This is a genomic window from Sphingomonas sp. Leaf198, from assembly GCF_001424005.1.
GTDB lineage: Bacteria > Pseudomonadota > Alphaproteobacteria > Sphingomonadales > Sphingomonadaceae > Sphingomonas.
Genome location: NZ_LMPX01000001.1, coordinates 1,276,902 through 1,289,926 on the forward strand (window position 1 = coordinate 1,276,902; position 13,025 = coordinate 1,289,926).

At 65.8% G+C, this 13,025-nt stretch carries 9 protein-coding genes; 8 read left to right on the forward strand and 1 reads right to left on the reverse strand.

Going from position 1 to position 13,025, the window contains the following annotated elements:
• The first annotated feature begins 40 nt into the window (after positions 1-40).
• Positions 41-802 (forward strand): GntR family transcriptional regulator, encoded by a 762-nt coding sequence (locus tag ASG20_RS05645; RefSeq protein ID WP_056049608.1) that lies wholly within the window; start codon positions 41-43, stop codon positions 800-802.
• A gap of 56 nt (positions 803-858) precedes the next feature.
• Here the strand turns inward: ASG20_RS05645 and nagA are convergent, their stop codons facing one another.
• Entirely contained in the window at positions 859-2,028 is a 1,170-nt protein-coding gene (gene nagA, locus ASG20_RS05650) for an N-acetylglucosamine-6-phosphate deacetylase (RefSeq protein WP_056050510.1), read from the reverse strand.
• Between the two features lie 948 nt (positions 2,029-2,976).
• On the opposite strand from nagA, the gene ASG20_RS05655 reads away from it, so the two are divergent.
• The 7 genes from ASG20_RS05655 (at position 2,977) to ASG20_RS05685 (ending at position 12,969) form a co-directional block, all read left to right on the forward strand.
• Positions 2,977-5,814, forward strand: coding sequence for a TonB-dependent receptor (locus ASG20_RS05655; protein ID WP_082470741.1), 2,838 nt, complete (start codon positions 2,977-2,979; stop codon positions 5,812-5,814).
• Between the two features lie 33 nt (positions 5,815-5,847).
• Entirely contained in the window at positions 5,848-8,124 is a 2,277-nt protein-coding gene (locus tag ASG20_RS05660) for an alpha-N-acetylglucosaminidase (RefSeq protein WP_082470742.1), read from the forward strand.
• The gene (locus ASG20_RS05665; protein ID WP_056049614.1) at positions 8,121-9,281 is read left to right on the forward strand and encodes an acyltransferase family protein; all 1,161 of its coding nucleotides are present in this window, start codon (positions 8,121-8,123) and stop codon (positions 9,279-9,281) included. Before ASG20_RS05660 ends, ASG20_RS05665 begins: the two co-directional genes overlap by 4 nt.
• Positions 9,282-9,315: 34 nt before the next feature.
• Complete coding sequence (locus ASG20_RS05670) at positions 9,316-11,013, forward strand: alpha-L-fucosidase (protein ID WP_056049617.1); 1,698 nt, start codon at positions 9,316-9,318, stop codon at positions 11,011-11,013.
• A 209-nt stretch (positions 11,014-11,222) separates the two neighbouring features.
• Entirely contained in the window at positions 11,223-11,420 is a 198-nt protein-coding gene (locus tag ASG20_RS05675) for a hypothetical protein (protein ID WP_056049620.1), read from the forward strand.
• Positions 11,417-12,409 (forward strand): MBL fold metallo-hydrolase, encoded by a 993-nt coding sequence (locus ASG20_RS05680; RefSeq protein ID WP_056049623.1) that lies wholly within the window; start codon positions 11,417-11,419, stop codon positions 12,407-12,409. Before ASG20_RS05675 ends, ASG20_RS05680 begins: the two co-directional genes overlap by 4 nt.
• A 71-nt stretch (positions 12,410-12,480) precedes the next feature.
• Positions 12,481-12,969, forward strand: a complete 489-nt coding sequence (locus tag ASG20_RS05685; protein WP_056049625.1) for a YkgB family protein — start codon at positions 12,481-12,483, stop codon at positions 12,967-12,969.
• Positions 12,970-13,025 lie beyond the last annotated feature (56 nt).

Here is a 13,025-nt window from a genome sequence, read left to right on the forward strand (position 1 = left end):
TGTATGACATGTGCGACGGCAAGTGTTACGCCAAGCCTCTATGGCGTTCATCGACCTTCTAGACGTTACGGCCGCGACGAGCAGCGGCCCGCGCTATCTGTGGTTGCAGGGCCTGATCCGCACCGCGATCGAAACCCGACGGCTCGCGGCGGGTACCGCGCTGCCGAGCGAACGGGAACTGTGCGACGAGTTCCAGCTATCGCGCGTGACGATCCGCAAGGCGCTGGAGGCGCTGGTCACCGACGGCCTGCTCGAACGGCGGCGGGGCGCCGGCACGTTCGTATCCCGAAGCCCGGGCGCGCAGGACGCCAGCCGCGTCGAGAAGAACTTCTCCGCGCTGTCGTCCTTCTCCGAAGACATGCTGGCACGCGGCCGGCGCCCGTCCAGCGAGTGGATCGATCGGTCCGAAGGGTCGGTGACTCCCGAGGAGGCGCTCGCGCTCGGTCTGTCGCCCGGGTCGCACGTCTTCCGTTTCCAGCGCATCCGCTTCGCCGACGACGAGACGATGGCGGTCGAATATGCCACGGTACCGAGCTGGGGCCTGAAGCGGCTCGATGATGTCGTGTCCTCGCTGTACGGCGCCCTCGCCGCCAACGGAAACCGGCCCGTACGGGCGCTGCAACGCGTCCGCGCGATCTGCTTTGGCAAAGAGCACGCCGTGCTGCTCGGCATCGAGGAGCGTGATCCGGGGCTGATGATCGAACGGCGCTCCTTCGCCGCCGATGGCCGCGTGATCGAGGTCACGCATTCCTATTATCGCGGCGACGCCTACGATCTCGTGGCAGAACTCCACCATAGCTGACGCTGGGCTGCAGGATCGCATCGGGCACCTCGCCGGACGCGACCGCCAGCCGCGTGTCAGCTGGCGACCTTGATCCCGCCGATCCACGTCTGCACCGGCTTCAGCGCCGCATCCAGCACGACGAAGTCCGCGCGCAATCCGACCGCCAGCGTGCCGCGGTCCTGTGCCATCCCGAGAAACGCGGCGGGCGACGCGCTCGCCATCCGGCTGACGGTCGGCAGGTCTGCGCCGGTCGCCGCGCACATCGTCCGCACCGCCTGCGCCATGTCGAGATGCGCGCCGGCCAGCGTACCGTCCTCGCCCATGCACACCCCGCCCTCGACCGTCATCCGGCGGCCGTTGAGCAGGAAGAAATCGTCGTCCGAACCGACGCTCGGCATCGCGTCGGTCACCAGCATCAGGCGATCCGCCCCCTTGCTGCGAAACGCGATGTCGAGCGCGGCGGGTGCGACGTGCACCCCGTCGGCGATGATGCCGCACCAGATCGCGGCCTCGCTCAACGCAGCCCCCACCATGCCCGGCGCGCGGTGGAGCAACGGCGACATCGCGTTGAAGACGTGCGTCACGCCGGTGACCCCGGCAGCAAAGCCCGCCAGCGCCTCGTCGTAGGTCGCGTCGGTATGCCCGGCACTCAGGATGACCCCCGCCGCGGCGAGTTGCGCGATATCCTCGACCGCGACGACTTCCGGCGCGAGCGTCATCATGACGACGCCACGCCGCGGTCGGCACAGGATGTCGATGATCGACCGGTCGAGCGTGCGGATCAGCGCGGGATCGTGGATCCCCTTGCGCGTGCCGTTGATGAACGGCCCTTCGATATGCACGCCGACGATACCGGGAACGCCGGCCGCGATCGCCGCGTCGACCGCGTCCAGCGCCGCCTCGATCGCCTCGGCGGTGTCGGTGATCAGCGTCGGCAGCAATGCGGTGGTGCCGAACCCCGCGTGCGCCGCCGCAATCCGTGCCAACCCCTCGATTCCGAGCGCGTTGTTGAACAACACGCCGCCGCCGCCGTTCACCTGCGTGTCGATGAACCCCGGCAGCAACCAGCCGCCTGCCAGGTCGATCGCTACGTCGCTGCCAGTCACTTCGCCGCCTACGACGTCACCCCCGCCCCCGGCCGGCTCGATTGTGCGCAGGCGGCCGTCCACTATGGTGAGCCGGGCGTCATGGCGTGTTTCTCCGCCGACCAGGATTCGGCCACCGCGAACCTCGATGGTGCGCATCACGACCGGCACCCCTGTTGGACACCGGATGAACGATCGCGATCGAATTTACCCGATGCCGCGATCGCGCTCGCGGGTCCGTAAGACAGCGCTACCATCGCCAATCTATTCAGACACGCCGTCGCAGGTCCCTGCCTCGGCGATTTGTCGGAGCATAACCTCTCTGCGCCGCTTCGGTCAGTCATGGGAGCGCTATCGCTGGCGCGTTGAGTATCGCGAGACCTTGGTTGGCGCTCGTTCGCAAAATCTCGATCCAGTCGGCAATACTCGACGCAATGACGCTTGATCGGCAAGGTATCCGAGCACAGCAGAAGACCTCGCGACAAGGTCGAGAAAGACCCAACGCCCGAATCCGCCTTGCAGTATCTTGAGGCCACCAACCCGTCGCTCCCCGAGCGATCAATTGCAAACATCACTACCCCTTAGTCGGCAAGACATACCGCCGCGACACACCATTCGAGATCGTTGTCACGACCTTCGGCATCGCTCCGCATGGGCTACATTATGCATGCTTCGAAAGCGGTATCAATGGTATTGCATATGTCTTTCGACAGCGGCGTCAGAAATTGCTTTTTCTGCACCATACGGATGCGGGATAGCCATGTTTCCCCGTGGCTATCGATTCGATCAGGAGGATATGAAGTGCCTGGCACTGCTTGCAACGACCTGTCTTCGGCGCGCAAGACCCTGGTATGTTATGTCATTGCAAAGGTGTAGCGCAATTCTGACGCACACCTCTTTGGCCATATCCGATTGGCAACCAACGCTTTTCCGATCCAGCAATACCAATATGCTTCGTGGCCCGCGAAGACGTTATGTTTTTGTACTAGATCGTGCTTGACAGGTCACAGGATTATCCATGAAACTCCGACATAACGCAGGGTTCGGGCTGCACATCGGTTAAAAAACCGGGTGCCGCGCTTCATTGTCGCATCAGAGGGGATTTACATGACGCACGGCAGACGCAACCGCACACAGGGCGCCGGCTCCTCCACGAAGGTCTGGCTACTCGCGACGAGTTGCTGTGCAGCACTTGCCGCGATCACGCCTGTGAACGCACAGACCGCGCCGCCTGGTGATCGGACGTCGCCGGCTGCTCAGACACCACCCCAGACGCCACCTCAGACGCCACCTCAGACTCTAGCCCCAGCGCCTGCGACCCCGTCCGCGACCAGCGGCCAGACCGATGGTGCGGACGGTGCCGAGATCACCGTGACCGGCTTCCGCCAGAGCCTTGCGTCGGCGGCACAGGCGAAGCGCAACGATATCCGCATCTCGGACGGCATCACCGCCGAGGACATCGGCAAGTTCCCCGCGCAGAACGTCACCGAAGCAATCCAGCGCATCGCCGGCGTACAGATGTCGAACATCAACGGCCGTGGCTCGACGATCAGCATCCGCGGCCTCGGCGCGCAATATGCCCGTACGACGATCAACGGCCAGACCTTCGCCAGCGCCGACTTCAAGGACGGCTTCCGCTACGACATCATCCAGACCGATCTCGCCAGCGCGATCCAGGTCGTCAAGTCGCCGACCGCCGACATGGACACCGGCGGCCTGTCGGGCACCGTCAACATCGATACGGTCAAGCCGCTGGCCTATAAGGGCTCGCGCTTCATCGTCGGTGTGAAGGGCTATAATTCCGAATATCGCGGCAAGAAGATCACGCCGAAAGTCAGCGGTGCCTATATCGACAGCTTCGCCGGTGGCACGCTGGGCGTGATGGCGAACGTCAGCTACCAGGAACTGACGGACCGTGGCGACTATGCCTTCGTCAAGAACTGGTACAATCCCGGCGTCGTCGATCCCAACAACTTCGTGCCCGGCAATTTCCGGCTGCGCCGCATCGATCGCGACACCAAGCAGCTGATGGCCAGCGGTGCGATCCAGTGGAAGCCGCAATCGAACTTCGAGGTCCTGCTGCAAGGCGAATATTCGAAGGACGACACGCGCTACGATACGCAGCAGCTGGTATTCGGTCGCTGGGATCCCAAGGACAGCACGAACCCGAGCACGATCACGGTCCTCGACAGCGCGAACGGCGTTGCCAACAAGATCGCCATCAGCAACTTCGGCGTCGGCAACAACGACCAGCCCGAGACGCGCAACCTCAAGACCCAGGCCTATACCGGCACGGTCAACTGGCAGCCGGGCGACACCTGGAACGTCCACGCCGTCGCGCATTACACGCGGGGCGATGCCGATCTTCGCGAGTTCGCCTCGATCGACGGCGCAAACGTCGCCTCGGGGGGTACGCTCGACATCTCCGACCCGCACAACGTCAAGTTCGCGACCGACCCGGGCGTGTGGAACGGCACGCTGTTCAACCCCGCCAACCGCACCTATTTCGCATTCGTCGATGGTGCCACGCACATCCAGATGGCCAAGGACGTATCGGGGCAGTTCGACGTCACCAAGGATATCGGCGCGTTCGGCGTCAAGTCGCTGGTGTTCGGCGTGAAGTATCATCACGAGAGCTTCCAGACCGACGCCTATCGCCATGACCGCGATGCCGACGTGACGCGACCGGATCTGTATCCCGAATATGCGTTCATCCCGAACCTGAGCACGACCGGCATCCCCGTCACGAACTTCCTCGACGGCAAGATCGGCATCCCGAACACCTTCCTCGAAACCAATGCGCCGCTCTGGCAGTCGATCCTCGCGGCGAAGGGGATCACCGTCCCGGACGTCCGCGACTGGGCGAACAGCTACCGGGTCGACCGCTACATTCCCGCGGTCTATGCGATGGCCAATCTGGACTCGGTGCTGTTCGGCAAGTCGCTTCGCGGTAACGTCGGCGTTCGCTACGAACACACCCACCAGAACGTCACGTCCAACGTCACCGCCGGTACCGACAGCGGTTCTCCGCTGCTCGGCACGCAGAACGTGATCCAGGATTACGGCAACGTCCTGCCGAGCGCATCCTTCGCGCTGGATCTGAGCAACCGGCTCGTGGCACGCGTCGCGCTTGCCAAGGTGCTGGTGCGGCCGCTGTTGAACAGCCAGACCCAAATGGCGGACACCTTCGTCACCGACAACACCGGGATCCGTCCCAGCGTGTCCGTGTCGAACGGCGAATCGCGCCTGAAGCCGCTGACCGCAAACCAGGCCGACATCAGCCTCGAATATTACCACGGCCGCGGCAATTCGATCAGCATCGCCGGCTTCTATAAGGCGGTGAAGAACGGCACGTTCACGCAGTTCTATTGCCCGACATCGTTCAACGGCGTGACGTTGAACGGCCAGGTCGGCGGCTGCGCGTCGACGGATGGGACCACGGACTATAATTTCAGCCGCAAGCTGAACGACAATAGCGTCATCCACGTCAAGGGCGTCGAACTCGCCGCGTCCGAAAGCTTCGACGGCTTCCTGCCGCTGCAAGGCTTTGGCGCTACCGGCAACGTCACGGTGGTCAACGCCGACTCCCCGGCGCTCGGCACGGGTTTCAACCTGCGCGATCTGTCGAAACTCACCTGGAACCTGACGCCCTATTGGGAAAACGAGATGTTCAGCATCCGTCTCTCGGTGAACCATCGCAGTCCGTACAAGCAGGATGCGTCGACCAGCTTCTTCGTCGATGGCGGCCAGATCCACACGGTCCGCGCGCGCACGCAGATGGACCTGGCACTTGGCTTCACGCCGACGAAGTTCTTGAGCTTCACCGGCGGCATCATCAACCTCAACGACACGCACGAAGACGCGTATCAGACCAACGAGGACACGTTCCAGCTCGCCAGCCGCACCGGCCGGACGTTCTACCTGTCCGCAACCGCACGGTTCTGATCTAAACTCGAACGAAACGAGTCGCCGCCAGCCGTGAAGAGACCAGCCATCCTCGCACTTCCAGGTCTCTTGCTGCTGACGGCGGCCGGTGCCGTCCACTCGCAACCGCGCGCTACCGATCAGGCGCGCGCCGCACTCAAGCGGATCGGTATTGCCGCCCCCGGCATCGCACTCTCGATCCGGCCGGCCGCCAAGCCCTATTACCGGGTCCGCGTCCGCAACGGTCGCATGGCGGTCGAGGGGTCCTCCGCGATCGCGCTTGTCCACGGCGCGACGCAGTATCTCCAGCAGCAGGGCCGCGTGTCGCTCAGCTGGGAGGGACGCCGCATCGCGCCACTCACCGGCCTTCCCGCCGGCGATACCGGGCCGGTGGCCTCCGCCTTCGCGCTGCGCACCTACCTCAACACCTGCACGTTCGGGTACACCACGCCGTGGTGGGCCTGGGGTCGCTGGTCGGACGAGATCGACTGGATGGCGGCGCGCGGCATCGACACGCCGCTCGCGATGGAGGGGCAGGAATATGTCTGGCGCGCATTGTGGCGCGACCAGGGCCTCGACGATGCCGCCATTGCCAGCGGCCTGTCCGCCGCGCCGTTCCTGCCGTGGCAGCGGATGGGCAACATTGCCGGCTACCGCGCGCCGCTGTCGGCGGGGTGGATCGAGAAGAAGCATCAGTTGCAACTCCGCATTCTCGGCCGGATGCGCGCGCTGGGCATGAAGCCGATCCTGCCGGCGTTCTCGGGTTATGTGCCCAAGGCGTTCGCCGATCGCCATCCCAAGGCGCGGATCTACCGGATGCGCGCGTGGGAGGGGTTTCCCGGCACCTATTGGCTCGACCCGTCCGATCCGCTGTTCGCGGTCCTCGCGCGGCGCTTCACGCAGCTTTACACGCAGACCTACGGCCCCGGCGATTATTACCTCGCCGACGCCTTCAACGAAATGGTGCCGCCGATCGCCGAGGATGGCAGCGACGCGAGCGCCGCGCACTATGGCGACAGCATCGCCAACACCGCCGCGACGCGTGCCGCCGCGCTACCCGTGGCGGTACGCGATGCGCGGTTGGCCGCTTATGGCGAGAAGCTGTTCCAGTCCGTTACCGCCGCCGCGCCGAACGCGACTTGGGTGATGCAGGGCTGGCTGTTCGGCGCGGACAAGGCGTTCTGGACGCCCGACGCGATCCGCGCGTTTCTCAGCCGCGTGCCGAACCAGCGGATGCTCGTGCTCGACATCGGCAACGACCGGTACCCCGGCATCTGGAAGACCAGCGGCGCGTTCGACGGCAAGAGCTGGGTCTACGGCTATGTCCACAATTACGGCGGCAGCAACCCGGTCTATGGCGATCTAAACTTCTACCGCAGCGATCTCGCGGCGCTGCCCAACAGCCCGACGCGCGGCAACCTCACCGGGTTCGGCATGTTCCCGGAAGGGCTGCACAATAATTCGGTCGTCTACACCTACGCCTACGACCTGGCCTGGGGGGAGAACGCGAAACGCCCGGTGACCGACTGGATCGCCGACTACGCACGCGCCCGCTACGGTGCTGCTCCGCCGGCGCTCCTCGCCGGCTGGGGCAAGGTGATATCCGGGGCCTACGCCACCCGCTACTGGACGCCGCGCTGGTGGCGCGAGATGGCCGGCGCGCATCTGCTGTTCAAGCGCCCTGCCCTGGTCGCCGCCGACTACCCTGCAGCGCCCGGCGACGAAGTCGCGCTGCGCGACGGTATTACCGCGATGCTGGCGGCCGCTCCAGCCCAGCCCGCGCCGCTGCTGACCTACGACCTCGTCGACTTCACCCGACAGTACGCAACGCTGCGGCTCGACGCGAAGCTGCGCGCCGCCGTCGCCGCCTACGCTTCGGGCGATGTCCCGACCGGAGACCGCAATGCCGCCACCGCCGCACGGCTCGCGCTCGAGATCGACGCGCTGATCGGCAACCAGCAGGAGACGCTCGGCAGCTGGATCGCGGATGCGCGCGCGTATGGCGATACGCCCGCGGAGAAGGACGCGTTCGAGGAGCAGGCCAAGGCAGTCGTCACGGTCTGGGGCGGCGCCGGTCATCTCTCCGACTACGCCTCGCGCGCATGGCAGGGTCTGTACGCCGGCTATCACCTGCCCCGCTGGCAGATATTCCTCGCCGCGCAGCGCACTGCCGCGCTGGCGCATCGGCCGCTCGACACCGCCGCCGTCGCCACGAAGATCACCGCGTGGGAACAGGCGTGGCTGAAGGACGGCCGAACCTGGCCGCGCCACCGCCCGACCGAACCGATCGCGGGCGTACGCCGCCTGCTCGCCGACGCAGGACAGCCATGACCTACACCCTCGCCCCCGACACTCTCGCAATCGCCAACCCGCGGCGCTTCACCGCGCTCGACGTATTTCGCGGACTGACCATCTTCCTGATGATCCTGGTCAACACCGCCGGGCCGGGCGCCCCCGCCTACGCCACGCTGGTCCACGCCAAATGGTTCGGCTTCACGCTCGCCGACGCGATTTTCCCGAGCTTCCTGTTCGCGATGGGCAACGCGATGAGCTTCGCGACGCGCAAGCGGATCGACACCGCGCCGTACCTCATGCGGCTGTTCAAGCGTGGTGCGATCATCTTCGCGCTCGGGTTCCTGATGTACTGGTTCCCGTTCGTCATGCGCACCGACGACGGCTGGGCGGCGATCCCGTTCGCGCTGACCCGCGTACCCGGCGTGCTGCAACGTCTCGCCTTGTGCTACGTCGCCGCGGGGCTGCTGGTGCGCTGGCTCGACGTGCGGGCGATCGTCATCGCCGGCGTGGTGCTGCTGTTCGGCTATTGGGCGATCCTGGTGCTCCTCTCCGCGCCCGGCATGGCGTACGACAAGTTCGGCACGGTCGGCACGCAGCTCGACCTGTGGCTGCTGGGCCCCGGGCATCTCTACAAGAAGGACGGCGGCTTCGATCCCGAAGGCCTGCTCGGTACGCTGCCCGCGATCGTCAACGTGCTGGCGGGCTATCTCGCCGGGCTTGCGGTACAGCGCGGCCCCGATCTGACGCGGACGGTGCGCGCGATGGCGTTCTTCGGCGTCGCGTTCGTGATTGCCGGGCTGGCCTGGTCGCCTTGGTTTCCGCTCGCCAAGAAGCTCTGGACGAGCTCCTACGTCCTGCTGACGATCGGCATCGACTGCATCGCGCTGGCAGGCATCATCGCGCTGATCGAGATCGCCGGCGTGAAGCGCGGCACGCGGTTCTTCACGATTTTCGGCCGCAATCCGCTCGCGGTCTATCTGTTCTCCGAGCTGTTCGTGACCGCGATCAACCTGATCCCGCTCGGCCCCGACGACGGGGCATACGGGGGCGTATATGAATGGGTCGGTATCGCGATCTTCCAGCGCATCGCGCCTGGCGCGGTCGGGTCGCTGCTCTGTGCGGTCGCATACACGATGCTGTGCTGGGTGGTCGGCTGGTGGATGGACCGCAAGGGCTGGATCCTCAAGGCGTGACCGCCCGCCGACTGCATACACAGGAGTTTCCCGCATGACCGTCAATCGTCGCGACGCACTCGGCATGGTGGCAGGCGGCATGATGGCAGGCGGGGGTATCGCCGGGCCGGCGCTGGCTGGCGGTTCGCGTGCCGCCTCATCGGCCGCCGCGGCACCGTTCACGGCGGACTGGAACTCGCTCACGCAAGGGTACCGCGCGCCCGATTGGTACCGCGATGCCAAGTTCGGGATCTGGGCGCACTGGAGCGCGCAGTGCGTGCCCGAGGAAGGCGATTGGTACGCGCGCAACATGTACCTGCAAGGCTCGCGCGCGAACAAGGCGCACGTCGCCAAATATGGTCACCCCAGCGATGTCGGCTATCTCGAGGTCGTCGGCAAATGGCACGCCGAGAAGTGGCAACCCGAACGGTTGCTCGATCTGTACGTGGCGGCGGGTGCGAAGTATTTCGTCGCGCTCGCCGGGCACCACGACAATGTCGACACCTTCGCCTCGGCGCATCATGACTGGAATACGCTCCGGGTCGGCCCGAAGCGCGACATCATCGGCACGTGGGAGCGGGCCGCGCGCGCGCGCGGGCTGCGGTTCGGCGTGTCCAACCACGGCGCCCATGCCTGGCACTGGCTGCAGACCGCCTATGGCTACGATCCCGAGGGCCCGCGTGCCGGCCAGCGGTACGACGCAAGCCGGCTGACCACCGCGGACGGACGCGGGACCTGGTGGCAAGGGCTGGACCCGCAGGCGCTCTATACCGGCCGGACGATGCCGCTGCCCGACGGCGTCCGCACCATCGCCGAAGCGGAGGCGATCCATGCGCGTACCGACGAGCTCTGGGTCGAGGATGCGCCTGCCGCCCAGGCCGCGTTCGTGCGAAACTGGGCGCTGCGATGCCGCGACCTGCTCGATCGCTACCGGCCCGACCTGATCTATTTCGACGACTACGGCCTGCCGTTCGGCGAGACCGGGCTGGAGATTGCCGCCCATTTCTACAACGCCAGTCGTGGCTGGTCGGACGGGCGGCTCGAGGCGGTCATCAATGCCAAGATGATGCCCGCCGAACGCCGGATGGGGCTGGTCGAGGACGTCGAACGGGGCGGCAAGGACCATATCGAGACGTATCCGTGGCAGACCGATACCTGCCTCGGCAACTGGCATTACGATCGCGCGCTGTACGAGCGTGATGGGTACAAGAGCGCCGCCACGATCATCCACACGCTGTGCGATGTCGTCTCCAAGAACGGCAACCTGTTGCTCAGCGTGCCGATGCGCGGCGATGGCACGATCGACGAAAAGGAGGAGGCGATTCTCACCGAGATCGCAGGCTGGATGCGCCTGAACGGCGCCGCGATCTACGGCACGCGGCCGTGGCGCATCCACGCGGAGGGACCGACCAAACCGGCGTCGGGCATGTTCGCCGAAAACGGACCCAAATCGCCCTACACCGCGCGCGACGTGCGCTATGTCCGCAGCGGCGACGACGTTCACGCGCTGGTGATGGGCTGGCCGGCCGATGGCATCGCCCGCCTGACGCTGTTCGCCGCCAACAGCATTATCGGGCGCGGCTCGGTTGCGCGGGTCACACTGGCCGGGGACACGACGCCTCTCGCATTCCGCCGGACCGGACAAGCGCTGGAAGTCACGCTGCCGCCCGCGCGCCGCCACGCGATCGGGGTAGCGCTGGTGCTGTCGGGCACCGGCTTGACCGAGGGTTCACTGGTTTCGCAGCCGACCTGAGGAGGAAGCGGGCTCTCGTTTCGGTCCCGCCGCCACTGTATCGAAGCTCGACAACACGAGGGAAGACTTCGCGCAGCTCGCTCTCGCGCCGCCAGACACCGACGACGGCAGCGCCCGACGCTCCGGCTATCGAAACTATACGTCAGCGGTATTTCCCCTGCAGGCGACGGACGGGTAGCTTCGGGAACGAGAACAACGGAGTTCACGCCATGCCGCTGCACCCCACCGATACGATGGCCGGCGAGGTCCTGCCCTCCGCCGGCATCATCTTCACGCGGATCGAGGTGACCGTCGCCGGGCTGGCGCGGAGCGAAAAGGACCACGCCCTGTTCAAGGCTTCGACGGTCGCGTCGCGTCCGGATGCCGCTGCACTCTACCGGCGTCCGATCTGGAAACTGGGACGATGACGCGGCCCTTCTTTGCGAACGTCCTGTCAGGCGCGCTGATCTGCATCGCCTCGGCGACCGCCGCCGCAGCGGCGCAGACGACGATACCCAGGGGCGTGAGGCAGACGCCCGCCGTCTATCGGTTCTCGATCGGCGATGTGCAGGTCACGGCGCTCTCCGACGGCAGCGTCCCTATCGACCTACCCAAGCTGCTGCGAGGAACCTCGCACGCCGAGGTGGACGCGATGCTCGCCCGCAGCTTCATCGCCAATCCGATGGAGGTATCGATCAACGCGTTCCTCGTCGAACTGGGGAACCGCAGGATTCTCGTGGACACGGGTGCAGGCGACCTCTTCGGTCCGGGGAACGGCGGCAGGCTTCCCGAGGCACTCGCCCTCGCCGGGATCGGTCCGGACCAGATCACCGATATCCTGCTCTCGCACATCCACGCCGACCATAGCGGCGGGCTCGTGCGGGGCGGAAAGATCATGTTCAGGAACGCCACGGTGCACGTCGGGAAGGCGGATCTCGACTTCTTCCTCGACACGGCCAACGCCACGAAGACGGGCTATGACATCCACCACTTCGAGCAGGGAACGGCGATGCTGAAACCCTATGTCGATGCGGGCAAGGTTCGGGCATTCGACCGTTCCGGCGAGATCTTCCCAGGCCTTACCGCGGAGCTCCGTCCCGGTCATACGCCGGGCGCTGCGTTCTACACGCTGAGCAGCCGCGGCTCGACGCTGGTCTTCATCGGCGACACCATCCACGCCGCCGCCGTCCAGTTTCCCCGGCCGGACGTGACGGTCACCTTCGACCAGAACCAGCCCAAGGCGCGCGCCGTCCGGCAACAGGCGTTCGCAGCGTTCGCCGACGGCCGGACCCTGGTTGCCGCGCCACACCTCGCCTTTCCGGGAGTTGGCCACATCGCCCGCGATGGCGCCGGCTATCGGTGGTTCCCGATCGACTATGCCAACCGCGCAGCGGCGCCCTCGGCCGCGGCCCATTAGCGCGCGCGGTCGCTGCCCCGCGCCTGCCAGTTTCCTTCGAGCGTGCCACGACGAACCGTCAGGAATTTCAGATGAGCATCGTCGACCGTTACGATTTCCTTGTCCCCGAGCACGACCGAAGCGAACTCGCCTTGCTCAGATGGGCGCTCGTGATCGTATTCCTGTGGTTCGGCGCGATGAAGTTCACGGCATATGAAGCCTCGGGTATCGCCCCGTTCATCGGCCACAGCCCGATCATGAACTGGCTGGGCGTGTTCGGGACGCAGGGTCAGAGCTATATCGTCGGCGCCGTCGAACTCTTGACCGCCGTCTTTCTGATCCTCGGCGCATTTCGTCCGATCCTCTCGGCACTCGGCGCGCTGATGGCGGCCGCCACCTATCTGATCACGCTGACCTTTCTCTTCACCACGCCCGGTGTCGCGGAGCCGGCTGCCGGCGGCTTTCCCGCGATTTCGGCCGTGCCGGGACAATTTCTGCTCAAGGACGTGGTCCTGCTGGCGGCATCCCTGGTACTGCTGGTTGCCTCGGTCCGAACCAAGGGTGCCTCCCTACCCGCGTGACATCGGTGTTTGCGCGAACGCGCGCGCGCAAACGCTGCCCGATCTATCCGTGGCTT

Excerpts from the sequence above, each read along its gene's own strand:
- ASG20_RS05680 (WP_056049623.1), top strand. The coding sequence starts at position 11,417 with ATGACGCGGCCCTTCTTTGCGAACGTCCTGTCAGGCGCGCTGATCTGC.
- ASG20_RS05665 (WP_056049614.1), top strand. The coding sequence starts at position 8,121 with ATGACCTACACCCTCGCCCCCGACACTCTCGCAATCGCCAACCCGCGG.
- ASG20_RS05675 (WP_056049620.1), top strand. The coding sequence starts at position 11,223 with ATGCCGCTGCACCCCACCGATACGATGGCCGGCGAGGTCCTGCCCTCC.
- ASG20_RS05670 (WP_056049617.1), top strand. The coding sequence starts at position 9,316 with ATGACCGTCAATCGTCGCGACGCACTCGGCATGGTGGCAGGCGGCATG.
- ASG20_RS05645 (WP_056049608.1), top strand. The coding sequence starts at position 41 with ATGGCGTTCATCGACCTTCTAGACGTTACGGCCGCGACGAGCAGCGGC.
- ASG20_RS05685 (WP_056049625.1), top strand. The coding sequence starts at position 12,481 with ATGAGCATCGTCGACCGTTACGATTTCCTTGTCCCCGAGCACGACCGA.
- ASG20_RS05655 (WP_082470741.1), top strand. The coding sequence starts at position 2,977 with ATGACGCACGGCAGACGCAACCGCACACAGGGCGCCGGCTCCTCCACG.
- nagA (WP_056050510.1), bottom strand. The coding sequence starts at position 2,028 with ATGCGCACCATCGAGGTTCGCGGTGGCCGAATCCTGGTCGGCGGAGAA.